Origin of the sequence: Bradyrhizobium sp. (assembly GCF_036735945.1) — a bacterium.
Classification (GTDB): Bacteria; Pseudomonadota; Alphaproteobacteria; order Rhizobiales; family Xanthobacteraceae; genus Bradyrhizobium.
The window spans coordinates 13,901-38,355 of the sequence record NZ_DAINNI010000015.1; the positions used below are offsets into that span (position 1 = coordinate 13,901).

25 protein-coding genes and 1 tRNA gene are annotated in these 24,455 nt (G+C 64.1%); 15 read left to right on the top strand and 11 right to left on the bottom strand.

Annotated elements, in window-relative coordinates:
- Positions 1-49: 49 nt before the first annotated feature.
- Positions 50-1,633 carry an AMP-binding protein gene (locus V7E26_RS07825; RefSeq protein ID WP_324414872.1) on the bottom strand — a complete coding sequence of 528 codons (1,584 nt, stop codon included), beginning with the start codon at positions 1,631-1,633 and terminating at the stop codon, positions 50-52.
- Between the two features lie 227 nt (positions 1,634-1,860).
- Positions 1,861-2,280, bottom strand: coding sequence for a VOC family protein (locus V7E26_RS07830; protein WP_324414873.1), 420 nt, complete (start codon positions 2,278-2,280; stop codon positions 1,861-1,863).
- A 154-nt stretch (positions 2,281-2,434) separates the two neighbouring features.
- Here V7E26_RS07830 and V7E26_RS07835 point away from each other — a divergent pair, with 154 nt between their 5' ends.
- The 6 genes from V7E26_RS07835 to V7E26_RS07860 all read left to right on the top strand — a co-directional run bounded on the left by V7E26_RS07835 (position 2,435) and on the right by V7E26_RS07860 (position 5,863).
- Complete coding sequence (locus V7E26_RS07835) at positions 2,435-3,412, top strand: Bug family tripartite tricarboxylate transporter substrate binding protein (RefSeq protein WP_324414874.1); 978 nt, start codon at positions 2,435-2,437, stop codon at positions 3,410-3,412.
- Between the two features lie 80 nt (positions 3,413-3,492).
- Positions 3,493-3,747 carry a DUF3551 domain-containing protein gene (locus V7E26_RS07840; protein WP_442893362.1) on the top strand — a complete coding sequence of 85 codons (255 nt, stop codon included), beginning with the start codon at positions 3,493-3,495 and terminating at the stop codon, positions 3,745-3,747.
- 153 nt (positions 3,748-3,900) lie between these two features.
- Positions 3,901-4,362: an ArsR/SmtB family transcription factor gene (locus V7E26_RS07845; RefSeq protein ID WP_324414875.1), complete on the top strand. Its 462-nt coding sequence runs from the start codon at positions 3,901-3,903 to the stop codon at positions 4,360-4,362.
- Entirely contained in the window at positions 4,362-4,703 is a 342-nt protein-coding gene (locus V7E26_RS07850) for an SRPBCC family protein (RefSeq protein WP_324414934.1), read from the top strand. The genes V7E26_RS07845 and V7E26_RS07850 overlap by 1 nt, the downstream gene beginning before the upstream one ends.
- A 99-nt stretch (positions 4,704-4,802) precedes the next feature.
- Positions 4,803-5,165, top strand: coding sequence for a DUF1428 domain-containing protein (locus V7E26_RS07855; RefSeq protein ID WP_324414876.1), 363 nt, complete (start codon positions 4,803-4,805; stop codon positions 5,163-5,165).
- A gap of 56 nt (positions 5,166-5,221) precedes the next feature.
- Complete coding sequence (locus V7E26_RS07860) at positions 5,222-5,863, top strand: arylsulfatase (protein ID WP_324414877.1); 642 nt, start codon at positions 5,222-5,224, stop codon at positions 5,861-5,863.
- Here the strand turns inward: V7E26_RS07860 and V7E26_RS07865 are convergent.
- Entirely contained in the window at positions 5,860-6,180 is a 321-nt protein-coding gene (locus V7E26_RS07865; RefSeq protein ID WP_324414878.1) for a hypothetical protein, read from the bottom strand. The two genes, V7E26_RS07860 and V7E26_RS07865, sit on opposite strands and share 4 nt — an antisense overlap.
- Before the next feature lie 212 nt (positions 6,181-6,392).
- On the opposite strand from V7E26_RS07865, the gene V7E26_RS07870 reads away from it, so the two are divergent.
- Positions 6,393-8,090: a methyl-accepting chemotaxis protein gene (locus V7E26_RS07870; RefSeq protein ID WP_324414879.1), complete on the top strand. Its 1,698-nt coding sequence runs from the start codon at positions 6,393-6,395 to the stop codon at positions 8,088-8,090.
- A 20-nt stretch (positions 8,091-8,110) separates the two neighbouring features.
- On the opposite strand, the gene V7E26_RS07875 is transcribed toward V7E26_RS07870, so the two are convergent.
- Positions 8,111-9,259, bottom strand: coding sequence for a transporter (locus tag V7E26_RS07875; RefSeq protein ID WP_324414880.1), 1,149 nt, complete (start codon positions 9,257-9,259; stop codon positions 8,111-8,113).
- A 326-nt stretch (positions 9,260-9,585) separates the two neighbouring features.
- On the opposite strand from V7E26_RS07875, the gene V7E26_RS07880 reads away from it, so the two are divergent.
- On the top strand, positions 9,586-10,095 hold the full coding sequence (locus tag V7E26_RS07880) for a copper chaperone PCu(A)C (protein WP_324414881.1): 510 nt from the start codon (positions 9,586-9,588) through the stop codon (positions 10,093-10,095).
- Between the two features lie 519 nt (positions 10,096-10,614).
- Positions 10,615-10,827 carry a hypothetical protein gene (locus V7E26_RS07885; protein WP_324414882.1) on the top strand — a complete coding sequence of 71 codons (213 nt, stop codon included), beginning with the start codon at positions 10,615-10,617 and terminating at the stop codon, positions 10,825-10,827.
- An 87-nt stretch (positions 10,828-10,914) separates the two neighbouring features.
- Here V7E26_RS07885 and fabA read toward each other — a convergent pair whose 3' ends face one another.
- Together fabA and V7E26_RS07895 are read right to left on the bottom strand one after the other, a co-directional pair.
- Entirely contained in the window at positions 10,915-11,445 is a 531-nt protein-coding gene (gene fabA, locus V7E26_RS07890) for a bifunctional 3-hydroxydecanoyl-ACP dehydratase/trans-2-decenoyl-ACP isomerase (protein ID WP_324414883.1), read from the bottom strand.
- Between the two features lie 93 nt (positions 11,446-11,538).
- Positions 11,539-11,955 (bottom strand): cupin domain-containing protein, encoded by a 417-nt coding sequence (locus tag V7E26_RS07895; protein ID WP_324414884.1) that lies wholly within the window; start codon positions 11,953-11,955, stop codon positions 11,539-11,541.
- A gap of 232 nt (positions 11,956-12,187) precedes the next feature.
- Here V7E26_RS07895 and V7E26_RS07900 point away from each other — a divergent pair, with 232 nt between their 5' ends.
- Both V7E26_RS07900 and V7E26_RS07905 read left to right on the top strand, forming a co-directional pair.
- Positions 12,188-12,400, top strand: coding sequence for an antitoxin MazE-like protein (locus V7E26_RS07900; protein WP_324414885.1), 213 nt, complete (start codon positions 12,188-12,190; stop codon positions 12,398-12,400).
- The gene (locus tag V7E26_RS07905) at positions 12,387-12,716 is read left to right on the top strand and encodes a type II toxin-antitoxin system PemK/MazF family toxin (RefSeq protein WP_324414935.1); all 330 of its coding nucleotides are present in this window, start codon (positions 12,387-12,389) and stop codon (positions 12,714-12,716) included. The genes V7E26_RS07900 and V7E26_RS07905 overlap by 14 nt, the downstream gene beginning before the upstream one ends.
- Positions 12,717-12,829: 113 nt before the next feature.
- Here V7E26_RS07905 and V7E26_RS07910 read toward each other — a convergent pair.
- Positions 12,830-12,906 (bottom strand) — tRNA-Arg (locus V7E26_RS07910).
- Between the two features lie 174 nt (positions 12,907-13,080).
- Here V7E26_RS07910 and V7E26_RS07915 point away from each other — a divergent pair.
- On the top strand, positions 13,081-13,554 hold the full coding sequence (locus tag V7E26_RS07915) for a universal stress protein (RefSeq protein WP_324414886.1): 474 nt from the start codon (positions 13,081-13,083) through the stop codon (positions 13,552-13,554).
- A 12-nt stretch (positions 13,555-13,566) separates the two neighbouring features.
- Here the strand turns inward: V7E26_RS07915 and V7E26_RS07920 are convergent, their stop codons facing one another.
- Positions 13,567-13,974: a YccF domain-containing protein gene (locus V7E26_RS07920; protein ID WP_324414887.1), complete on the bottom strand. Its 408-nt coding sequence runs from the start codon at positions 13,972-13,974 to the stop codon at positions 13,567-13,569.
- 131 nt (positions 13,975-14,105) lie between these two features.
- On the opposite strand from V7E26_RS07920, the gene V7E26_RS07925 reads away from it, so the two are divergent.
- Both V7E26_RS07925 and V7E26_RS07930 read left to right on the top strand, forming a co-directional pair.
- Complete coding sequence (locus V7E26_RS07925) at positions 14,106-15,185, top strand: LLM class flavin-dependent oxidoreductase (RefSeq protein WP_324414888.1); 1,080 nt, start codon at positions 14,106-14,108, stop codon at positions 15,183-15,185.
- Between the two features lie 140 nt (positions 15,186-15,325).
- Positions 15,326-17,260, top strand: a complete 1,935-nt coding sequence (locus V7E26_RS07930) for a patatin-like phospholipase family protein (RefSeq protein ID WP_324414889.1) — start codon at positions 15,326-15,328, stop codon at positions 17,258-17,260.
- Here the strand turns inward: V7E26_RS07930 and V7E26_RS07935 are convergent.
- From V7E26_RS07935 to V7E26_RS07945, 3 genes are all read right to left on the bottom strand, one after another.
- A complete protein-coding gene (locus V7E26_RS07935) occupies positions 17,176-20,283 on the bottom strand; it encodes a bifunctional diguanylate cyclase/phosphodiesterase (RefSeq protein WP_324414890.1) in 3,108 nt (1,035 codons plus the stop codon). The two genes, V7E26_RS07930 and V7E26_RS07935, sit on opposite strands and share 85 nt — an antisense overlap.
- A gap of 229 nt (positions 20,284-20,512) precedes the next feature.
- Entirely contained in the window at positions 20,513-22,282 is a 1,770-nt protein-coding gene (locus tag V7E26_RS07940) for a putative bifunctional diguanylate cyclase/phosphodiesterase (protein WP_324414891.1), read from the bottom strand.
- Positions 22,283-22,476: 194 nt separating this feature from the next.
- Entirely contained in the window at positions 22,477-23,439 is a 963-nt protein-coding gene (locus tag V7E26_RS07945; protein ID WP_324414892.1) for a sensor histidine kinase, read from the bottom strand.
- A 176-nt stretch (positions 23,440-23,615) separates the two neighbouring features.
- On the opposite strand from V7E26_RS07945, the gene V7E26_RS07950 reads away from it, so the two are divergent.
- Positions 23,616-24,455, top strand: coding sequence for an SDR family NAD(P)-dependent oxidoreductase (locus V7E26_RS07950; RefSeq protein ID WP_324414893.1), 840 nt, complete (start codon positions 23,616-23,618; stop codon positions 24,453-24,455).

The following is a 24,455-nucleotide window of genomic DNA, read 5'->3' on the forward strand; positions in this document are numbered from 1 at the left end:
GCGCAGGGTGGGAACGTCGCCGACGGCCCACCCCGCGCAGTGAGCGCGATTACCCTTCCAGCATCTTCCTCAATTCCGCCTTCGCCACCTTCTCCAGCGTCGAGCGCGGCATGTCGTCGACGAAGCGAATCTCGCGCGGCAGCTTGAAGTCGGCGAGGCCGTTGCGGCAGGCGGCCATCACGGCATCATGCAGGTCCGGCGGCGCGTCCCTGACGCCGGCGTGCGGAATGATGAACACGACCGGCACCTCGTCGAGCATCGGATGCTTCCTCGCCACTACAGCGGCCTCGCGGACGCCCGGCACCACCGCGATCACCTGCTCGATCTCGGAAGCCGCGACATTCTCGCCGCCGACCTTCAGCATGTCCTTGTTGCGATCGCCGAACCTGATGAAGCCGTTCTCGAGCAGCGTGACACGGTCGCCGGTGATGAAATAGCCGTGCTCGTCGAAGCTTTCGCGCGTGGCTTTCTCGTTGTGCAGGTACTCTGCAAACAGCGACAGGCCTGGGATGCCCTTGATCAGGAGGTTGCCGGTGCCGCCGACATCGGTCGGCGCGCCGTCGTCCTCGACGATGCGGATCTGATATTCCTGGGCGGCGCGTCCGACCGACATCGGCGTGTTGGGCTGGTCGACCTCGCCGACAATGCCGTGGGTGATGGTCTCCGTCATGCCCCACCAGCCGATCATCTTGACGCCGAACGCGGCAAAGGGCGGCGGCTCCGACACCGCGGTACCCCAGAGCCGGAACTTGTGGTCCTTCGGGATCTCGTGTTCCAGCAGCGCCTTCATGCAGAACGGGATCGTCGAGGTCCAGGTGCAGTTGTGCGCGCGCGCGACGCTCCAGAAGCGGCTCGCGGAAAAACGCGGCTGGATCACGCAGGACGCGCCGACCCACAGCGACGCCAGCATCGAATAGGCCAGCGCATTGGTGTGGAACAGCGGCAGATAGGTCTGGTGCACATCGCCGGCGTGCAGGTCCTCATGCGCGGCGTTGATCTTGGCGCCCCATAGCGCATTGGCATGCGTCCACAGCACCGCCTTCGGGCGCGACGTGGTGCCTGAGGTGTACTGCACGCTGCATGGCGCGAACGGATCGGTGGCGCGTCGTGGCCGGTCGGCGCTGTCGGCGAACAATTGCTCAAAGCTGTCGCCACGCGCTACGCGCTGCGCGGGCGCCGCCCCGGCGTCGTGCGAGATGACGGCGATCCAGCGCAGCTCCCGGCAATTGGCCGCGATCAGGTCGGCATAGGCCGGCTGCGTGACGGCGGCGACGGCGCCGCAATGGCCGGCGAAATATTCCAGCTCGGCGGCCGCCGAGCGGGTGTTGGTGGTGACCGCGATCGCGCCGAGCTCGACGCAGGCAAACCAGGCCAGCATGGCCTCGATGCAATTGTCGAGATGGATCAGCACATATTCGCCGGGCTTCACGCCGCGCCTGGCAAGCCCCGCGGAAAGTTGCCCGACACGCTCGTGAAACTCGCCATAGGACCAGCTCCGTGCCGGACCCTCGAACGGCGCCCAGATCAGGAATGGGTGGTTGCGGCGGCTCTCCGCGCGCATGCGCAACAGCCACGGTACGTCAAGGCCTGCGAAGGGTCCGACAATGCCGGGTGCTGGCTGTGAAATGGACATGGAATTCCTCCCGTGCCGCCTTGAGGCGGCTGTTGGTTCTTGCTTGGGAGTAGTTCTGCCATCGGACGGCGCGATGGGCAAATCGGAGTTGTCATTCCGGGGCGATGCGCAGCATCGAACCCGGAATCTCGAGATTCCGGGTCTGGTCCTTCGGACCATCCCGGAATGAGAGCAAACTTCGGATTGCTTCGTCGCTTCTTTCGCAATGACGAGGAGAGGGCTGCGCGCTAGTTCGTCCCGTCCTCATACGACGAAATCTCGATCAGGCTGCCATCCGGATCCCGGCAATAGATCGAGCGCAGCGTGCCGCGGGCGCCTTGCTTCGCCACCGGACCTTCCTCGATGGCGACGCCGTTGGCCTTCAAATGCGCCACGACTTCATCCGGCGTGCTCGACGTCAGGAAGCACAAATCGTCGCTCCCGGCGGTCTCGCGATCGGCGGTGAACCACTCGACCTTGTCGGCATCGAGCGGCCGCACGTTGATCTTCTGGTTACCAAACACCAGAGAAGTCCGCGGTGTCTTGCCGGGGCCCGGATCGAACACCCTGACCTCCATGCCGAGGATCTTGCGGTACCATTCGGCGGAACGCGTTACATCTGCGACGTTGATGACGATGTGATCGAGTGCATTAACCCTGACAGACATGCCTTATCCTTTCGTCGCGGTGGGCGGCGCCTGTGTCGCACTGGCCGCACGGGGGTTTGTTTGTTACAACGCGGCCCGCGTTCGCTTCAATAGAACCGCGCTTTCAAGAGAAACGGACCGGGCTCCAAACCCCGGCCTCCAAGGAGAATGCTTTATGATTTCACGTCGCTCCGCGATTTGTCTGGCCGTGATCGGCCTGTCCACGGCCGCTTCGATCGGCAGCGTTTCGGCGGCGGATTATCCGACCCGGCCGGTGAAATGGGTGGTCGGCTATCCCCCGGGCGGCGCGACCGACATCATCGCACGCCTGATCGGCCAGCGGCTTTCCGAGCGGCTCGGCCAGCAATTCGTGATCGAAAACAAGCCCGGCGCCGGCAACAACATCGCGACCGAATCCGTCATCAATGCGGAACCGGACGGCTACACCGTGCTGCTGGTCAATCCGGCGAACTACATCAACGCCACGCTTTACGCCAATCTCAAGTTCAACGTGGTTCGCGACATCGCGCCGGTGGCCGCCTTCAATCGCGTGCCGAACGTGATGACGGTGAACAAGGACGTGCCGGCCAAGACGGTCGCGGAATTCATCGCCTATGTGAAGGCCAATCCGGGCAAGGTGAACCTGGCTTCGTCGGGCAACGGCACCTCCGTGCACCTGTCGGGCGAAATGTTCATGGCGATGTCGGGCGCCAAGATGCAGCACGTGCCCTATCGCGGCGCCGCGCCGGCGATCACCGACCTGCTCGGCGGCCAGGTCCAGGTGATCTTCGACAACATGCCCTCCATCATCCAGCACGTCCGCGGCGGCGCGGTGCGGGCGCTGGCGGTGACCAGCACGACGAAGTCGCCGCTGCTGCCTGACGTTCCGCCGCTCGCCGAGACCGTCCCCGGCTACGAGGCAACCGCGCTGTTCGGCATGGGCGCGCCGAAGAACACGCCGAAGGAAATCATCGCCAAGCTCAACAAGGAGATCAACGAGGTCCTGGCCGAGCCCGCGATCAAGGCCAAGCTGAGCGATCTCGGCGGTGAACCCTTGATCGGCACGCCGGAAGCGTTCGGCGCCATGATCGCGGCCGAGACCGACAAGTGGAAGAAGGTGATCGAGGAAGCCAAGGTCGAGAAAGTGCAGTGATCTAGATCACGGAACAACGGCGGAGCCGCGGTGTTTTATGCAAAGACAGCGCGGCTTTCCGTTACGTGAGGAGATCGATGATGCGCAATGCGATGTTGGCACTATTGGCACTGTCGGCGGCGACCGTTGCCACAATGGCGGGCAGTTCGCCGGCGGCAGCCTATGATTACCCCTATTGCCTGCAGGGCAGGGGCATCGGCATTCCCGGTGACTGCTCGTACGCAACCTATGGCCAATGCATGGCGTCGGCGTCCGGTCGGGCGCTCTACTGCAATGTCAATCCGCGCGTTGCCTTTGGGCAGCAGCGGCGGATGCGCGTCTATCGGGATTATTGATCCTGCGAGTTATTCCCGGAGGGCCGGCCCATTCCCCGCGAAAGGCATTCGCGCGGAATGATCCGGCCCTCTGGATTCGCGTCGTCAGAACTCTCAAACACGTGATGCAACCGCCGCCTTGACGGCGTTCTTTTTCCGTCTATGCTAAACCGTATGGTTAAGTATAAAGAAGATGCTCTCGATCGTACCTTTGCCGCGCTTTCCGATCCGACCAGGCGCGCGCTGCTGGCGCGGCTGGGGAATCGCGAGAGCCTGTCGGTCAGCGAACTGGCGCAGCCGTTCTCGATGTCGCTGCCCGCGATCATGAAGCATCTCGACGTGCTCTCGGACGCCGGCCTGATCGCGCGCGAAAAGACCGGCCGCACGGTGGCGTGCCGGTTGACCGCCCAGCCGATGGAGCAGGCGATGGACTGGCTCAATCGCTACCGGCGCTTCTGGTCCGACGCGCTCGACCGCCTTGCCGCTTTTGTGGAGGAAGACCCATGGCCACCCAGTCAAGCCTTGCCAAGCACGACGACGCCGAACTCGCCGCGCGCCCCAGCCTCACGCTCACGCGCCGGTTCAGCGCGGCGCCCGAAAAAGTCTACGCCGCGTGGGCCGACCCGCAAAGCCTAGTGCAATGGTTCGGCCCCGCGGCCGTCGAGGCAGGCTCGGTCAAGGCCGATATCGATCTGCGTGTCGGCGGCCGCTACCGCATCAGCTTCAGCGCCAACGGCAATTACAACGAGGTCAGCGGCGTCTATCGCGAGGTCGTGCCGAACCAGAAGTTGGTCTTCAGCTGGGCATGGCATTCGACGCCGGAGCGGGAATCCTTGGTGACCATCTCGATCAGGCCGGAAGGCAGCGGCTCGCTGCTCGTCTTCCACCACGCGCAATTCGTCGATGAGAAGGCGCGCGACAATCACCAGCGCGGCTGGACCGAATTCCTTGACAAGCTCGAGGACTACCTGGGTTGATTGCGGGAACTGGATCGGGTGCGGCTACGTGAACAGTACCAGTCGACGCCGGTTCAGGCATGCTGTTGTCATAGAGGCCAGATGTGAAGAGGAAACCGCATGCCCTACGTCGACGGCTTCATCGTTCCCGTGCCGAAGAAGAATCTCCAGGCCTATGTCCGCCTGTCGAAGAAATCGGGCAGGATCTGGCGCGAACACGGCGCGCTGGATTATCGCGAATGGGTCGCCGAGGACGTCAAGGTCGGCAAGCTCACCTCGTTCCCGCGCAGCGTCAAGCTGAAGGCGGGCGAGACCGTCGTGTTCGCCTGGATCACCTACAAGTCGCGTGCGCAGCGCGACAGGATCAACGCCAGGGTGATGACCGATCCGCGACTCAAGAACATGTTCGGTGAGAATTCCCGGCCGCCGTTCGATGGCAAGCGGATGATCTATGGCGGCTTCGAGAGCCTGGTGAAGGTCTGACTCGCGCGGCGGTACGGCAGGTTGACAGCGGCCGCGCCGCGGCCAAAGTGTCGCGCATGCGCATTACCCTGGTCCACGCCCTGAAACATTCGCTGCAGCCGATCGAGGCCTCGTTCGCGAGGCTCTGGCCGGAGGCGCGCCTGATGAATCTGCTCGACGACAGCCTGTCCGCCGATCTGGCGCGCGATGACGGGCTGACCGAGGCGATGACGGAGCGATTTCTCCGGCTTGGGCGATACGCCGTCGGCACCGGATCGGACGCGATCCTGTTTACCTGTTCGGCGTTCGGCCCCTGCATCGAGGCGGTGGCGCGCGCCCACGCGCCGATGCCGGTGCTGAAACCCAACGAAGCGATGATCGAGCAGGCGGTCGCGCGCGGTGGCAAGATCGGGCTGCTGTCGACGTTCCCGCCGACGCTGGTCTCGATGCCGCCGGAGTTTCCGCCGTCCATCGAACTGGTGCCGAAACTGGCTGATGGCGCGATGGCCGCGCTCGACCGCGGCGACCGCGCCACCCATGACCGGCTGGTGGTGGAAGCCGCAAAGGACCTGCGCGACTGCGACCTGATCGCGCTGGCCCAGTACAGCCTGGCGCCGGCGGCCGACGAGGTCGCCAAGGCGACGGGCCGGCCGGTTCTCACCACGCCCGACAGCGCGGTGCAGAAATTGAAGAAATTGCTTGGTGTCGGATCGAACTAGGCTTCGTCCTTCTTGACCACCTTCTTCGCAGGCTTCCTGGCGGCCGCCGCTGCCGCTTCCTCGGCCGCGTTCCGGATCGCCCGGGCGTAACTGTCGGCGGTGTTCTCGGCTGAATTCTGCAGCCGCCTGGCGGCGGCGGTGCCGAGTTCCATCGTGCTCCTGGCGATCAGGCGGAATCGGTCCCGCGTCTCCTTGTCCTTTGCCTTGGCGGCACGGGCCATGATCTGGTCGCGCCGCTTCTTCACGGCGGCGATCAGGTTTTTGTTTTGTGCTTTTGCAATTTGCCGGATGACGACGTCGAGATCGGCTTCAGCCATTATGGGTCACTCTTATCGCACCATGTCGTCCGTCTGGTGCGGGGATCATTGGCGCGCCGCGTTTGAAGGATAGGTTCCATTGTGTCGCCGCGCCGCTGCCATTTCAAGCGCCGTTTCTCGCGATCGGAGGCTGCGAGCTATCGGCGCAACCGGATAACAATCGATTAACGTTGTATTGGTAGCAATTCTCAACCAACTGGAAGAGAAGCGGCATGCGTAACCTCACCGTCTACCAGCGCTTTGCGATGATCATTGCGGCGCTGACGATCGTCCTCGTGGCCGTCTCCGCGCTGCAGATCCTGGTGCTGCGCGATGCGGTGCTGGAAGAGCGCCGCACCACGGTTCGCGATCTCGTCGAAGCCGCCACCAGGATTCTTGCCCATCATGAGGGCGAGGCCAAGGCTGGCCGGGTCACCGCGGACCAGGCGCGCCAGATGGCCTTTGCCTCGATCAGCGCCATGCGCTGGGGCGAATATTCCGACTATGTCGGCGTCTACGGCACGGGAAGCAGCGATGCCGGCGTCACCTACGTGCACGCCAACCCCAAATACATCAACGTCAACCGCTGGGAGTTCAAGGACAAGACCGGCAAGCTGCTGATCCAGGACATCGTACGGACGGCGCGCGGGGGCGGCGGGTTTGTCGAATACCTGGCGCCGCGGTCGGCCGGCGGCGCCGAACTGCGCAAGGTCTCTTATGTCGGCGCCTTTGGCGCCGGCGACAAGCTGCTTGCGCTGCAGGCGGGCGCCTATGTCGACGATATCGACGCCGTGGTGTTCCGCCGGATGATGTGGGCCGGGATCGCCGGCCTCGTCGGCCTCGCCATCGCGGCACTGGTCGCGTTCTGGCTCGGCCGCGGCGTGGTCGTGCCGCTCAACAGGACCTGCGCGGCGATGGATGAACTGGCCAGGGGCAACCTGGCCGCCGAGATTCCGTTTGTCGAGCAGACCAACGAAATCGGCCGGATCGCCCGCAGCCTACAGGTCTTCAGGGACCATCTGGTCGAGACCACGCAGCTCCGCACCGAGCAGGAAGCGATGAAGGTGCGTTCTACCGAGGAGCGGCAGGCGGTGATGTCGCGGATCGCCGACGATTTCGAGCGCAGCATCGGTGGCGTGATCCGGGGCACCGCCACCGCCGCCGACGAGTTGCAGAATTCCGCATCCTCGATGTCCAAGGTCGCGGTCGGCACGACCGGCCAGAGCGCAAAGGTCGCGGCTGCCGCCGAGACGACGGCCGCGAACGTCCAGACCGTTGCCGCCTCGGCGGAGGAACTGTCGTCCTCGATCCAGGAGATCGCACGGCAGGTCACCCAGTCGTCGTCGATCGCCCAGAACGCGGTCGGGCAGGCTGACAGGACCGAGGCGATGGTCGGCCGCCTGGTCGACGCCTCGCAGAAGATCGGCGAGGTCATGGCGCTGATCCAGACCATCGCGGGACAGACGAATTTGCTGGCGTTGAACGCGACCATCGAAGCCGCGCGGGCCGGGGAGGCCGGCCGAGGCTTCGCTGTCGTCGCCAACGAGGTCAAGGCGCTGTCGTCGCAGACGGCGAAGGCGACCGACGAGATCACCAGCCAGATCCAGGAAATCCGCGATGCGACCGGTTCGACCGTCGAAGCTATCCGCGAAATCGGCACCACGATCGGGCAGATGAACGAGATCACCGGCTCCATCGCCGCGGCGGTCGAGGAGCAGGGCGCCGCAACGAGGGAGATCGCCCGCAGCGTGCAGCAGGCGGCGCAGGGCGCGCAGGAAGTGATGCAGAACATCGCGGGCGTGCGCGAAGCCTCAAGCCAGGTCGACGCTTCCGCAACCCTCGTGTTGAATGCCGCCGCCCAGCTCACCACGCAGTCCGAGCAACTCGAGACCGAAACCGGCAAATTCCTCGGCAATATCCGCGCTGCTTAAGGGACGCGGACCTCCGCGGTTCAATTCAGCCGCGCGCCGATCCCGGTCAGAATCCGGTAATCCGGCTTGGACTGAACGCCGTTGTGCTGGTTGATGACGGGTACGCCGAACGAGACGAAGCTCGAGAAGCGATCGAAGCCGACGCGGACGCCGGGCGACAGATAGACCGTGGTGCCGCCCGAATTGGGATCGGGGATACCGCCGACGACCTGCTTGTCGTGCCACTCGCCATTGAGCTCGAGAACGAGGTCGAGCGTGTACGGCGTCTTCATCATGTCGCTGTGATCGTGATTGGCGTGATAGAGGCAATGCTCCTGCAACTGGTTGCGCGGCTGCATGCAGTAGTCGTGCAGCTCCACCTCCTTTGCCGAGCCGACCGGGCCGACCAGGCGATACGACACCGCGGTGCCGAACAGGAAGCGGTCGCCGAGATTGGTGTTCTGCGTGCCGTTGCTGATCAGGTAATAGAGGCCGCTGACGTCGAACGCCCAGCGTCCCGTGCGCTTGGTGAAGGCGGCCCCGATCAGCCCGTCCCATGAACCCGAGCCCGGCTGAAACTCGGCCTCGAAGAGCTGGCCGAAGGCATCGCGCTGGCTGGTGCTGCCGGTCGGCGCCTTGAAGCCGAACAGCACGGCGGCGGACGTTCCGGTCTGCGTGTTGTTGTGGAAGCGATACTGGCCGAGCATGGTCACGTCGCCAAAACCCGCCGAATTGCCGCGCCGGTTGATGCCGTCGGCGCTCATCAGGCTGCTCATATCGTTCGAATTCATCATGCCCATATGGCCGCCGCTCAGCATGTCTTCGCCGGGCTCGCGAATATCGGAGCGACGGACGCCGGCCGCGCGGACGGCGAGGGTCAGGTCGTTGGTGATGCCGTAGGCGACCGAGAGCGAGAGGCTGTCGATCGAGCGAAGCGAATGCGCATGTGTGCCGCGGTTCGCGGCGGCGATCAGATCAGCGTCGCTGAGCTGGCCGAGCCGGATGAACTCGTAGCGGATCGATGCAGCGAACATTCCTTCGGCAAGCGTATCGGCGGAGATGGTGTTGATGGCGCCGCCGCTTCCGGTATTGCCGCCGCCGCCGGGATGATGCGCTTCGGCGGGAGCGGTGAGGAAAAGCATCATCGACGAAAAGATGCCGGCCGCCGGCCGCTTGAGATACGCACACACACTCGCCCCCTGTACTTGCTGTCTGGTGATTAGCCATCGCAATCGGGCGCGAGATTGGCTGCATCATGCGAGAAGCGCGGCCTGCTGGCGACGGAAGCTGAGCGGAAAAGCGAAGCCATGATCGCGGGCGCGACAACTCTGTGGCCCTCGCGTGGTAGGCAGATGGCGAAGGCGGCGGGACATCGCCGCCCGGTTGCACGTGCGACATCTTCGCGCCGGCGCGATGCGCTGGCCGCAATCAAGCCCGGCGCTGGCCGTAGTCGCGTCCGATTGTTTCTCTAAGTGCCATTCTGTCCAGCGTGAGTTTGAGTATCGGAGTGGATGTCATGACAAACATACTTAGAAGCTTCGTTGTATCTTTTGCCGCAGCCGCAGCCGCAGCCGCATTCGCCGCGACCGGCGCCACAGCGCACGAGTACAAGGTGGGCGCGCTCGACATCGGCCATCCCTGGTCGCGGCCGACGCCGAAGGAAGCCAACATCGCGGGCGGCTATCTCACCATCACCAACAAGGGCAAGACGCCGGATCGCCTGATCGGCGGCTCCTCGCCGGTCGCGGGCCAGATCGAGGTGCACGAGATCGTCGACGTCGACGGCATGGTAAAGACGCGACCGGTGACGAACGGCATCGAGATCAAGCCCGGCAAGACCGTGGAGCTGAAGCCCGGTGCGCTTCGCATCGTGCTGCTCGGCCTGAAAGAACCGCTGCAGGTCGGCCAGAAGATCAAGGGCACGCTGGTGTTCGAGAAGGCCGGTCCCGTCGATATCATCTACAACGTCGAGGAAAATGCCGGCGCCGCCGTCAATGGCGTCAATGGCGCGCACAAGCACCACTGAAGCACGACTGACTGCAAGCGGATCGAACATCGCGCCGCCGCCGTCAGCGGCGGTCGCTCTCAAGTAAGGCGTCATTCTTCATGGAGGACGATGACCAGTGTCCATCTCAAGCCACATGTTGCTCGCGAGCTCAGGCAAGTCACGATCGGCGCGCCAAGCAAGGTACGTCACCCTGCACTCCGCGGCCGCGGTGTTGTCAGCATCGCTGCTCGGAATTGGGCTGGCGTACTGTGCCTGCGCGTTGCTGATCCCCGCCGTCGCGCATGAGCGGAGCGATGCGTCCGTTCCTGCCGTCGACGGCCGCCCGCAGGATGTCAGCTGTTCGAGCGGAACGTCGTCGACGTCCCCGCAGCGGGATCGCGCGGAGGAGTAGGTCGCAGCACGCTCACGACGGCCGTCGTTCTCCGCCCGCCATCAATAGTTGGGAAACCACGCGCGCGCTCTCCCTCTCGCGCTAACGAATCGAAAATCGTTCTGCCGCAAGTTCGTCTCCGGGAAAGAAATGGGGAGATCCGAACGATGAACGGCCTGGCCATCATGGAAAACGTCCGCCGCTATCGCACCATCGCGTCGCTGTACCGGCAGACCGCGGCGCACCGGCCGCTGCACAGCGGCTCCTTGCTGGCGCAGGCCAGCGAGTGGGAACACCGCGCCGTCACCGAGCTGGAAGCCTACTTCGAAGCTTTCTGTTATGCCGCTCCGGGCGGTGCGCCGGCGCACACTGTTAACTGACGGCGGCGCTCCGCCGTTAATGAGATGGCGGCGGCGCGGGTGAAATCGTTTACCTTCGCCGTCCGGATGGACCTTCCGGCTGCATCATCAGGTCGCAGGCGCGATCAGCCCGACCCTCAAATCCTTCGCAAAATAAACGCAAGTGCCGTCGGCGAAGACCCGGCCGTTCGCGATGGCAACCGCCAGCTTGCCGCGCCTGACCTGGCGCATGCTGACCTCGTACCGCACGCGCTTCGTGTCCGGCGTGATGCCGCCCTGCAACTCGACCTCGCCGACGCCGACCGCGCGGCCCTTGCCCGGCGAACCCGACCAGCCCAGCCAGTAGCCGATGACCTGCCACATGGCGTCGAGGCCGAGGCTGCCCGGCATCACCGGGTCGCCGGCAAAGTAACAATCGAAAAACCATAAGTCGGGCTTGATATCGAGTTCGCCGATGACGTGGCCCTTGCCGAATTCGCCGCCGTCCACGCTGAGCTCGACAATCCGGTCCATCATCAGCATCGGCGGCGCCGGCAACTGGGCATTGCCCGGGTCGAAATAGCCGCCCTCGCTCGATTTGAGCAGGTCTTCCTTGCTGTAGGACTGTTGCGGCGTATGGAAGTCGCGCGGGTCGCTCATGATGGCGTCGCCTCTGCTGTTGTCTGACGGGTGGCTGCTGATTGAGCCGCAGTTCGCATTCCGTGCAACGCGGTTGCGAACTGCGGCCGGAGACTACTTCGCCGGTGCTTTGACCAGGTCGGCAGTGTAGATGATCACCATCCCGTTGCCGGTGTTCTTGTGCCAATGCACGGTGTTGACGCCTTCAGCGGTGGTGTCCCCGGAATGGAACGTCCTGGACGTACCATCTTCGTTCGTGACGACGTCCGTACCTTGATCGAAGTAGACAACGGCTGGCCGGTCTTTGTGGTTGTGCAGCCCGATGTGCCCGCCCGGTGCGATGTTCAGAACGCGCAATCGCAGTTGCCAGCCGGACATGCCTGGAATTTCCTTGCCGAGATCGATCGCGATCGTTGTCGGAGTGGTGTATCCTTGGTTGCCTTTGGGCGCATCTTCCGCAAATGCGGCATGGTTGGCGGAAGCTGCCATAGCGAGCGCAATGCCAGCGCCCAGGATCGGTGCTCGACGCATTTCATTGTTCTCCTCTGAAACAATAAACTACATTGAAATTGAATCTCCGTTGCGCAGCCCTTCATGCCACATCCAGTGAGGGAATGGCACTGGTCTTCTCGCCAAGCTCCTTCTTCGCCGTGGTGGCTGGCGAGTTTGCTGCACCTTTTGGCGCACCCGAGGCCGGCCGCAGGCTCTTGCCTTCCGGCTCGTAACGCGTTACACTGTAACGCGTTACGAAGGAGGATATCCAATGGCGGAGCCCGCCGAAAGGATGAAGATGATGCGGCAGCGGAGGCGTGCCCGGGGCCTGCGTGAGCTGCGTCTCGTGGTAGCTGATGCTCGCTCGCGGGCAGTCCGACGCCGGGTGGCGAAACAGGTCGCCGGTCTCGAGCCCGATCGCGAGCGCGACGCTCTGCAGTGGATCGAGTCGGTCTCCGAGTTCGATGCAGATGCGACGCGGTGACGTGGTGACCGTTGCGGCGGCCGGTGACTATGGCAAGCCCCGCCCGGCGGTCGTCGTGCAGAGTGACGCCTTCCCGGAGACCCATGCCTCCGTGGTGATCTGCCAGTTGACTTCGGAGTTGGTGGACGCTCCGGATTTTCGCGTCACCATCGAGCCAATGCCCGAAAATGGATTGCGACTCAAATCGCAGGTCATGGCCGACAAGCCGGTCACCGTGAGACGCGAACGGATCGGGCAGAAGATCGGGCGTCTCGGCAACCAGGATATGGCTCGGCTCGGTATCGCTTTGGCGTTCGTCCTGGGGCTTGCGGATTAGTACGGCAATGCTTCCGGTCCGGTCGACCGGCGACAAGAATTTCGTACGGCTGGCGGCGCGCGCGATGCAGCCGTTTCCGTTGCTCGGCGACGATATCGTGCAAACTCGTAGAGTGGCGCACCCGACACGATTCGAACGTGTGACCTTTGCCTTCGGAGGGCAACGCTCTATCCAGCTGAGCTACGGGTGCTTCGCAGCATCATTTAGCCGATTGGCCGGGCAGGGGCAACCGGGCCCTTGGCGGGGGCGTGCGACGAAGGTGGCACGATGTGGGCAGCGTTTCCCTATCAAAATTCCGATCCGATTCCGCCGATTGGTGCTAGTCTTGGTGCGTTGAACTTCTCGCCATCGATGGGGACGTACGATGTATAGGAAGGTTCTTCTCGCCTATGACGGTTCGGTCGAGGGGCGGCGCGCGTTGCGGGAGGGCGCAAAGCTCGCACAACTCTGCCGTTCCGAGGTATTTTTGCTCGCCGTCGTCGAGGTTTCTTCGATCATGACGCCGGAAGCCGGGCTCACCATCCCGATCGAACTGCAGACCGAGGACTACAAGGCCATCCTGAACGAAGGCACCGAGCGGTTGAAGGCGCTGGGATTCACGCCGACCGCGCGGCTCGAGGTCGGCGACGCCGGGCAGAAAATCGCCGAAGTCGCCGAGGAAATCGGCGCTCATCTCGTCGTGGTCGGCCACCGTCCGCAGGGGACGCTGGCGCGCTGGTTCGGCTCGATCGGCAGCTATCTGGTCAAGCGCCTGCGCTGCAGCGTGCTGGTGGCCCAGACCGAGATCAGCGACGCCGAGTTCGAGCGGCTGAAGCCTGCGCCGACAGCGGCGGAATAGCTCGACGCGAGTTCAGCTCGCGGGAACGATGATCTTGCCGATCGGCCACAGGGCGATGCCGGCAAGCTTCAGGTGCGCCCAGGCAAACGGAATGCCGATGATGGTCACGGCCAGCAGGACGGCCGTGACGACATGGCCGAGCGCCAGCCACCACCCGGCCAGCACCAGCCAGATGATGTTGCCGATCACCCCGAGCGGCCCGGTGCCGATATCCTCCTGCCCGCTATAGACGTCGCGCGAGACCGCCGTGAAGCCGAACGGGAACAGGGTGTAGGCGGCGATGTTGAACGCGGCACGCGCCCAGGGAATGCCGATGATCGTGATCGCCATGATGACGGCGGCGACCAGCCAGCCGAACGCCATCCAGGCGCCGCCGAGAACGATCCAGATGATGTTGAGGAGCAGCGAGACCGGGGACATGGTCGGGACTCTATCTTGCCGTGGTCGCGATTGAAAGCGCGCTGCAACCGGAACCCGATTGCCGTGCGCCTCGCAGCCGCTAAACTCAGTGCCTAACGACCAGGCCACAAGCGTCGATCAGGAGAAACGTCATGCGTCCACTCGAATTCGGCTGGTATCTGCCCACGCATGGCGACACCACGGCCTATGGCCTGATGGACGCCCAGATTCCCGGCTCGCCCGAACTGTGCGACCGCGTGGTGCAGGCGGCGGAAAAGGCCGGCTTCGAATATCTCCTGATCCCGGTCGGCGCGGCCTGCTGGGAGGCGTGGATATCAGGCGCGTTCATGGCGGCGCGCTCCTCCTCCATCAAGCCGCTGATCGCCGCGCGACCGGGCTACATCAACCCGGTGCTGCTGGCGAAAATGATCTCGACCTTCGACCAGATGTCGGGCGGACGCATCTGCATCAATCTGATCGCGGGCCAGAACGAGAGCGAGGTCGAAGGCGAGGGCGTGCGCTATCCGAAGGAGGCGCGCTACGAACTGATGGAAGAGGAGGTCTCGATCCTCAAGGCGCTGTGGACGACGCGCGGTCCCGTCAACTTCGAGGGAAAATTTCACAAATTGTCGGGCGCGCAGATCCGGCCGCAGCCGCACCAGCAGCCGTTTCCCAAATTCTATCTCGGCGGCGGCTCGCGCCAGGCCTGGCAATTGTCGGCCAGGCATTCCGACGTTCACCTGTTCTGGGGCGACCTGCCCGAGAAGATCGCCGCCAACATCGCCGAGATCAGGCAGATGGCGCGCGCGCATGATCGCGAAAACGACGTCGGCTTCGGCATGCGGCTGCAGGTGATCTGCCGCGAGAACGAGGCGGACGCCTGGGACGCCGCCGAGCAATTGGTGCGGCATGCGACCGAGCGGCAGATGCAGGAAATAAAGACGCTGTACAATCGCTCGGAAGCCAATATGCGCGTGCAGCAGCTTGCCCGCGAGCATGGCGATCTCCTGATGCCGCATCTGTGGACCGGCATTACCAAGGTGCGCCCGGGCGCCGGCATCGCGGTTGTCGGTAATCCCGTCCAGTGCGCTGACACGCTGCAGCAGTTCATCGATGCCGGCTGTCACTCCTTCTGCCTGTCCGGCTATCTGCACGACGAGGAAGCCGAGCGTTTCGGTCGCCTGATCCGGCCGATCCTGGCGGAGAACAATCGCGGCCGGTGGGCGGCGTAAGCGCTGGCGGTAAACCTGTTGCGGTGCGTCCGCGCGATCCGGGCCTATTGCTGCGCTGCGCTGGCGCGCAAGCCTTTATATCACTCGCGGCGGTTCCTGCCCGGCGCTAAGGTCGGGCGTTTCAACTGGGTCACCGCCGAATGAACGGGTCGAGCTCGGTCCCTGCCTGGAGTTCTGCGCTGGAAGACTTCGCGCTGTTTCGAACGCTCAGTTCCGAACAGCGGCTGAAGGCGCTGAGTGCCATGGTCCGCCAGGATCTGGTGCGCGGGCAGATGCTGGTCGCGCAGGGCGGGCCGTCGGATTCGCTGTTCCTGGTGCTGCATGGCGCGCTCGCGGTGCGCAAGACCGGTTATCTCGAACCGATCGCCGAACTGCGCGCCGGCGAACTGGTCGGTGAGATCGGCTTCTTCGCCGATGTGCCGCGCACCGCCGACGTGATCGCCATCCGCGACACCAGCGTGCTGGCGTTGACGCGCCCGGCCTACCAGAAGCTCGTCAAGGAAGCGCCCGCCATCGTCGAGGCGCTGCTCGCGGCGCTGGCGCAGCGGTTCGCAAGGGAGACCGCGCGCATCGCCCCGTTCCGTACCTCGCCGAAGGCGCGTACGGTGGCGCTGATCGGCGGCGGGGTCGAGCCGCTGCCCGACTCGTTCGATCGAAGGATGCGCGAGGGACTTTCTGCGATCAATGCCGAGATCGTCGACGCCGCCCGCCTCCAGGCGTTGTTTCCCGGCCGCGCGCTCGATGCACACGAAGTCACCGAATGGCTCAACAAGCTCGAACACGCCGCGCCGCTGGTGGTCTATCTCGCCGGCCGTGATGCCTCGCCCTGGGCCCGCAAGGCGATCCGGCAGGCCGACATGGTGGTGCTCGCCTGCCGCGGCGAGGCGCCGGCGGCCGCGCTGACTGAAATCGAGGCCTTTGCCTGCCAGGTTCATCCGATTTCGGCACGACGCCTCGTGCGTGTTCATGACGTGCGTAGCGGCGCGGTCTCCGGGACGGCCGCCTGGCTCGCGCGGCTGCCGGCCTTCATGCATCACCATGTGGCGCTGGAGGACCAGGTCGATATCGACAGCCTGATCCGCTTTCTCTGCGGCCGTGCGGTCGGCTTCGTCGCCGCCGGCGGCGGCAGTTTCGGCACGGCGCATGTCGGAATCTACAAGGCGTTTCGCGAGCGCGGCGTGATGTTCGACATCTTCGTCGGCACCAGCGTCGGCTCGGCCATGGTGGCCGGTTTTGCCAAGAATCTAGAGGCCGAGCATCTCGAGCGCGGCACGCACGAGATCTTCGTCAAGAGCCGGAGCTTCCGCCGGCCGACCTGGCCGCGCTACTCGCTGCTGGACCACAAGGCGTTCGACCGCGCGCTGGCGCAGCAATATGGCGCGGACTGCCGGATCGAGGATTGCTGGCGGCCGTTCGCCGCCGTCGCCACCAACCTCTCGACCCATAGTCTCGAACTGATCCGCTCGGGCCCACTCTGGCAGGCGGTGCGCGCGTCGAGCGCGATACCCGGGCTGCTGCCGCCGTTCTATACGGCTGATGGCGCGATGCTGGTCGATGGCTGTCTCATCGACAATGTGCCGGTGAGCTCGATGCATCAGCTCAAGGCCGGCCCCAATCTGGTCGTGCATTTCGGCGAGCCGGCGGCGGAGATGTTCGACGTCGACTATGCGTCGCTGCCGGGTCGGCTGGAACTGATTGCCGCCATGCTGACGCCGTTCCGCAAGAAGCTGCTGCCCGCGGCGCCCAGCGCCGTGAACGTCCTGTGGCGCAGCCTCGTCGCGCATCAGCGCTACGATACGCTCCCGGTCGGGCCGTTCGACACGGTGATGCGGCCGCCGTCCCCTGACGGCATCGACGTGACGGATTTCGATCGCCACACGGAAATCTTCGAGGCTTCCTACGCCTGGGCCAGGGAGGCCATCGCGGCGCTGGAGGCGGGCGGCAGTTCGGCGATGGCGGCACTTCTCGATACCGGCGCGCTGGAGCGGCCTCAGGCCACGGCGGCCCTGGTCTCCAGCCGCACGCCAAGCAGCCTTCTCGCCTCGGCGGCCGGCTTCGGCGCGCTGAACAGATAGCCCTGCATCTGGGTGCAGCCGAGCTGACGCAGCATTTCGCGCTGCTGCTCGGTCTCGACGCCCTCGGCTGTCGTCGTCATGTTGCGAGCGGCCGCGATGTTCACCACCGCCTGCACGATCGCCGCCGAGCCGTCGACCTCGATGTCGCTGACAAAGCAGCGGTCGATCTTGATCTTGTCGAACGGGAACCGCTTCAGATAGCTCAATGACGAGAAGCCGGTGCCGAAATCGTCGAGCGCGATGCGTACGCCGATCGCGCGCAGCTGGTGCAGGATCGCCAGCGCGCTTTCATCGTCATGGATCAGTACCGCCTCGGTGATCTCGACCTCGAGCCGGTCGGGCGCCAGACCCGAGGCGGCGAGCGCGCCGGCGATCCGCAGCGCCAGCGTCGGCGACTTCAACTGGATCGGAGACACGTTGACGGCGAGCCTCACCCGCGACGGCCAGCCCGCTGCTTCCATGCAGGCGGTCTGCATCACCCAGTCGCCGATTTCGTTGATCAGGCCGGTATCTTCCGCAACCGGGATGAATTCGGCGGGCGAGATCATGCCGCGTTCGGGATGGCGCCAGCGCAGTAGCGCCTCGCAGCCCGTCACTTCGCCGCTCGAAAGGTCGAGCAGCGGCTGGTAGTGGATTTCGAAGGCACCATCGGCCAGCGCCTGCCGCAAATCCTGCTCCATCGTCAGCCGCGCCTGGGCGCGGGCGTCCATGGCAGGCTCGAAGAAGCGATGGATGCGGCGTCCCTCGGCCTTGGCGGCATACATCGCGAGATCGGCATGCTTGATCAACTGGTCGAGCTCGGTGCCGTCCTCCGGCGCCAGCGCAATGCCGATGCTGGCATCGGTCGAAAGTTGGTGGCCGAGACACTGATAGGGGTGGCGGATCGCCGCGTAGATCCGCGCGACAAATTGCTCGACATCGCGGCGGCCACGGATCGCGGTCTGGATCACCGCAAATTCGTCGCCGCCGAGGCGGGCAATCAGATCGCCCGGCTTGGTGCAGCCCTTCAGGCAGGTGGCGACCGCCTTCAACAGTTCATCGCCGACATGATGGCCGAGCGAATCGTTGATGCCCTTGAATTCGTCGATATCGATATAGAGCAGCGCGAATTGCTCGCCTTCCCCGGCCTTTCGAAGCTCGCGCTCGATCTGCTCGCGGAAAAGCACCCGGTTCGGAAGGTCGGTCAGCGCGTCGTAATGCGCCAGATGCGCGATCTTCTCGTTGGCGAGCCGGCGCTCGGTGACGTCGTCGACGACGTTGATGATGTAGCGGGCCTGGCCGGCCGAATTGCGGATGCTGAGTCGCCTGGAGGTGATCCAGCGCGGGCCCATCCCCTGGGTTTCCCAGATGTGCTCGTCCTTGAACAGGCCGTCGGGAGATTGCAGCGTCTTCTCCTCATCGGCCGTGATGGTTTCGGCTGCCTCCCTTGGAAAGACGTCGAAGGCCGATTTGCCGATGATCCGGTCGCGCGAAATGCCGAACTGGGCTTCGGCCACGCGGTTGACCAGGAGATAGCGGCGGTCGTGCACGTCCTTCACGGTGATCTGCGAGGGAATGTGATCGATGATCTGGCTCAGAAAGGCGTGGTTGCGGTCGCGCTCCTGTTCGAGATTGCGCCTTTCGGTGATGTCTTCCATGGTGGCGACCCAGCCGCCATCCGCCAGCGGCTTGCTGACCGCCATGAAGGAGCGCCCGTCCGGGCACTCCATGATGCTGCGATCGACCCGGCCGCGCGCGATGTTTCGGATCACGGTGGCGCAGAATACGTCGACGTCGCCGGTAAACGAGCCGCTGTCCTTGCGGTGCTGCATCAGGTCGCGGAAATGGCAGCCCGGCTTCACGACCTCGGCCGACAGATTGTACATGTCGATGTAGCGGCGGTTGAAGGTGACGAGGCGCGCCGACGCGTCGAACGTGACGAGACCCTGGATCATATTGTTCAGCGCGGTGTCGAGCCGGCCGCGTTCCGCTTCAAGCCGCTGCTGCGCTTCGCGGCTCTGCCGGGTGATCTGCCGGATGATCAGGAACAGGGTGAGAGCGATCACCCCGGCCGCCAGCGTTGCCGCGAAGATAAGTAACCTGGTTTGTTCGCGCCAGTCGGCGAGCGCGTCGGCAACCGTGTTGGTCGCGATCACCACGCCCGGATAGTGCACGAGCGGCGCCGCAGATCCAAGCCGCGCCGTCTGGTCGACGGGGCTTTGCACGCGCAGGGTCTGCTGGCCGCCCTTCTCATTGATCCGCTGCAACAGCGGCGCCGAGGAGAAATTCTTCCCGATCATTTCATCGACGCGCGGATAGCGCGCCAGCATGGTGCCGTCGGCGTGAAACATCGAGATGGTGGCGCCGGTGCCGAGTGTGACGGACGCGAAGTACTTTTCGTAGTTGCCGGGGTTGATGCGGCGCACCATCACGCCGAGGAAAGTGCCGTCCTCGCCGCGCAATCGGTGGGCGATGATGGAGTTCAAATTGCCGGAGATGTAACTGCGAACCGATTCGGTCAAAAGGAAGGGCGATCGCGGATCGAATTTGAAACGCTTGAAGTAGGCTCGCTCCGAGATGTTGAGCCTCGGCGCCGGCAGCGGGCCCGACCAGTTCAGCATGTCGCCATTGGAATCGAAGATCGAGATGTCGCCGAGATAGGACAGTACGCCCGCCTTGGACCGCAGGATCTCGTACGCCTCGGTGCTTGTGACGCGTTGCCGGAATTCTCTTTCCGAGCCGATGCCCGATATCTGCAGCCGGGTAATCACGTCGTCGGCGAGCGTGTCGGAATCCTCGAACTGTTGATCGAAGTGGCGGCTGACCAGAAGTACCGTGTTTTCAAGCTCGCGCTCGCTGTTTGCAAGCGCGCGCTCGCGGAATTCGCCGACCATCATGATGGTGCCGACGAAAATCGCCGTGACCAGCACGCCGCCGCACAGCGTCAGCCACAGCACCGGTCCCCGGACCGTCGCGGCGAGGTGCCGTCCGGTTACTGCTGTTCGGGCCTTGATGCCCTGCAGGTGGTGAAACAGACCGCGCATTCTCTCTTTTCCCCCGAGAGATGCATACGATGCGCAAACGTCACAAGGCGTTAGGAAAACCGGTTACCCAAAGCTTAATGCGCGTGCAAGGCGAAGGCGCCGCAGGCGTTCTGGCGGCTTCGCTGGCCATGTCCCCGATCGGTGGCGCCGGAGACGTCGCCGCCGAAGGCGGACGAACTCACGCCGCCGCAGAACGAAACGGGCCGAGGCGATCGCTGGGTCGCCGCGGTCAGCGGCGATAGCCGCCGCCGCGCGAATAGGCGCGGGTCTCCGGCGCCGGGCGGCTGATGACATTGCCGCGCGCCTCGCTGGCGCGCGGGGAGGCCAGCCTGAGGTCTTCCAGGAAGATCGGCTTCGAGAAGTAGTAGCCCTGGGCGTAGCGGATCTTGGTCGCGGCCTGCAGATAGGCCAGCTCCTCGAAGCTCTCGACCCCCTCGGCGATCACGGTCATGCCGAGCGCTTCGCTCAGGGATTCAATCGCGCGCAGGATGCCCTGGCTGCGCGGACGCTTGTGAATGTCGGTGATGAAGGAGCGGTCGATCTTGATCTCGTCGGCGGTAATGTCCGCCAGCGCCGACAGCGACGAGTAGCCAATGCCGAAATCGTCGATCGATATCCTGACGCCGATCTTGCGCAGGACCGGCAGGATTTCGTCCTGGAAGTGCGTCTTGGTGACGAAGGCGTCTTCCGTCACCTCGATCATGAAGCGCTTCGGGAATCCGGTGGCGTCGAGCGCCTCGGCGAACGCCCGCATGAATTCGGGATTGCCGGCCTGTTGGGCCGCGACATTGATGCTGATCGTGGTGTCGGCGCCGAAGGTCTCGTTGATCAGGTCGATCGACTTGACGATCTCGGCCAGCACGAGGTGGGTCAGCTCGTCGATCAGGCCGAGCTCGGTGGCGAGATTGATGAAGGTGGAGGGCGCCTGGATCACCCCGTCGTCGTCGCGCAGGCGCACCAGCGCCTCGACGCCCATGACCTCCTGGGTCCGGATATCGACCTTGGCCTGGAAGGCGCAGCAGAAACGCTTTTCCAGGATCGCCAGCCGCAACGACTGCTCGATCTTCATGCGCGCCAGAGCTTCGCGCTCCATGCTGGCGTCGAAGAATGCGGCGGCGCCCTTGCTGCCGTTCTTGACGCGGTACATCGCGATGTCGGCGTTCTGGCGCAGCACCTCGTAGCTGCGGCCGTGCTCGGGATACAGGCTGACGCCGATCGAGGTCGAGGCGAATATCTCGGACTGATCGATGAAGAACGGCGCCTTCAGCCGCTGCAGGATGAAGTGGATGAACTCCTCGACCTCGGAGACATTTTCGACCGGGTTGAGCAGCAGCACGAATTCGTCGCCGCTGATGCGCGACAGGACGTCGGTTTCGCGCAGGTCGAGCCCGAGCCGCTTGGCGATCTCCACCAACAGCGCGTCGCCGACCGTGTGTCCGTAATAGTCGTTGATGTGCTTGAAATTGTCGACGTCGAGAAACGCCAGCGCGAAGCGGCCCCGTCCGCCGTCGTATTTCAGCAGGCTGTTGACGCGATGCTCGATCACGCGCCGCGTCGGCAGGTCGGTCAGTTCGTCATAATAGGCGGAGCGGAACAGCTGGTCCTCGAAAGCCTTCTGTTCACTGATGTCGGTGGAGCTCGAGATCAGGAGATCGCGCCCGGCGATCCGGACAGGCCGGTGCGCGGTCAGGAAAACCTGCTTGGTCGGAGTGCCGGTCACGGCCTCTTCGAGCACGGCCGTGCGGCCGGCGCGCAGCAGTTCGAGGCAGGTCTCGCGGCGGTCGCTCAATTGCGAAGCCGTCTCCGCCGTGACCGTCTGCAGCAGAGCTGCGGCGGCGTCGTTCATCAGCACGAACTCGCCGGTCTCGTCCTGAACCGTCACGCCGGCCGGAAGCAGCCTGAAGACGTCGCGCAGGACACTCAATTCGGAATCAAATATGCCTTCATTGCCGGCCTGCGTCGCCGCGGCCTGAAAATTTTTCTTGTAGGTACTATGCATGCCACGAAGACTGGCAAAGTCCCTTGTAGCATTGGTTAAGTGGAACTGCGAAAAACCGCGACAATCGTAAAAGTCGGAGATTTCCGATCGTATTGGCTCGATCGTCATTAACAGAATGACAATGCGAAATAACAGAGTACCGCAGCCGTGCAGTTCCGTTCATGTATTACGGAAGCCAATGGTGGAGCCGGGCCTCAAGCGGCGGGAATCCGGCATTGCATCGTGCAATGCACGCCCGACTTCAGGTAGCGGATTTCGGTCTTGCCGTCGAAGGCGCGAAGCGCCGATTGAAGCAGCCTGGTGCCGAAGCCGGACGGGCCGACTTTTTCAACCATCGGCCCCTCGGTCTCGTCCCAGGTCAGGTTGAGGCGATCCTCCGACACCGACCACGACACCTGCAGCAGACCGCGCGCCGAAGAAAACGCGCCATACTTGCCGGCATTGGTCGCGAGTTCGTGAAAGATCAGCGCCAGGCTGACCGCCAGCTTGGCCGGCAGGAACAGCGAGCCGCCGTTCAAATTGAAGCGGACATGGCCGTAGGGGCCGAGTTCGGAACGCAGCATGTCCTTGATGTCGCAACCATTGCCATCGAGCCGCGCGATCAGATCGTCGGTTGCCGACAATGCCCGGAGCCGGCCATCGATTGCGCCCCAGACCTGCGGCTGGTCCTGCAGCACCTGGTGCAGCACGGCGTGGATCGTCGAGGTCTTGTTCTTCAGGCGGTGCTGCAATTCCTCGATCAGAAGCTTGCGGTATTCCTCTTCCTTGATCAGGCGGCTGGCATCTTCCCGCTGCTGCGCGACGATCGTCCGGTAGTGCTCCACGCCCCAGATGACGAAACCGCATACCGCCCAGAATATCAGGAGCAGGGCAAACCGCGCGGGATCGGCCGTGGCGCTGCCGAAATTGACGGCGACGCCGAGCACGCCGCTGGCGACAGCGGTTGCGATCCCGATCCTGGCGCCGCCGATCGCGGCGGCGAGGAACACAGCCGGCAAATAAAGCGCGAAGAACACGTCGGGGCGAATATGGGCGATGCCCCACCGGGCGATTGTCGAGAGCACGAGGCAGCCGGCCGCGAATGTCGCGCTCAACAGCAACGAGGGCTGGGAAATTCCCTGCCATCCGCACCTGAACTCGTCGATCAATTTCTTCATCGGGATTGTCACTTCACGTGATCAGCGAATCCAAAGTATGGCCGAGCATATCGAAAATCGGGGATTTCGGAGCCACCGGGGTCGCACAGCGGGGTAATCGGGATGGAACCGGCTCGCTTGCCTTGTCGGCGAGGTGCGGGAATAGTGACGTCAACCGATATTGACGGGGAACGCAAATGGGAAGGCTGGATGGCAAGGTCGCGGTGATCACAGGCGCGACCAGCGGCATTGGACTGCGCACTGCGGAACTATTCGTCGCCGAAGGCGCAAAGATCGTGATCGCCGGTCGCCGCGCAAGGGAAGGCGAGGCAGTGGCCGACAGGCTCGGCGCCGCCTGCATCTTTCGCCAGACCGACGTCACGATCGAAGGGCAAATGAAGGCGCTGATCACTCTTTCGGTGGAAAAATTCGGCCGCATCGATTGCCTGTTCAACAATGCCGGCGGCCCGGCGCAGACCGGCGGCATCGAAGGCCTCGACGTCGAGCAGTTCGACGCCGCGATGGCCACGCTGGTGCGCAGCGTGATGCTCGGCATGAAGCACGCGGCCCCGCACATGCGCGGGCAGGGTTCCGGCAGCATCATCAACAATGGCAGCATCGCCGGCCGGCTCGCCGGCTTTTCCTCCTCGATGGTCTACGGCGCGGCGAAGGCCGCCGTCATCCATCTCACCAAATGCGCGGCCATGGAACTCGGCGAAGCCAATATCCGTGTCAACTCGATTTCACCCGGCGCGATTGCGACCGGCATCTTCGGCAAGGCGCTCGGCCTGCCGGTCGAGGCGGCCGAAAAGACGTCGGCGGTGATGCGCGAGGCCTTCAAGTCGGCGCAACCGATTCCGCGCGCGGGCCTGCCGGAGGACATCGCGCAGGCCGCGGTGTTTCTTGCGAGCGACAGTTCCACCTTCATCAACGGCCACGATCTCGTCGTTGACGGCGGCATGACCGGCGGCCGCAACTGGAGCCAGCAGCAGCAGGGCTATGTCGCGATGAGGAAGTCGTTCGATCAGACGGAATGA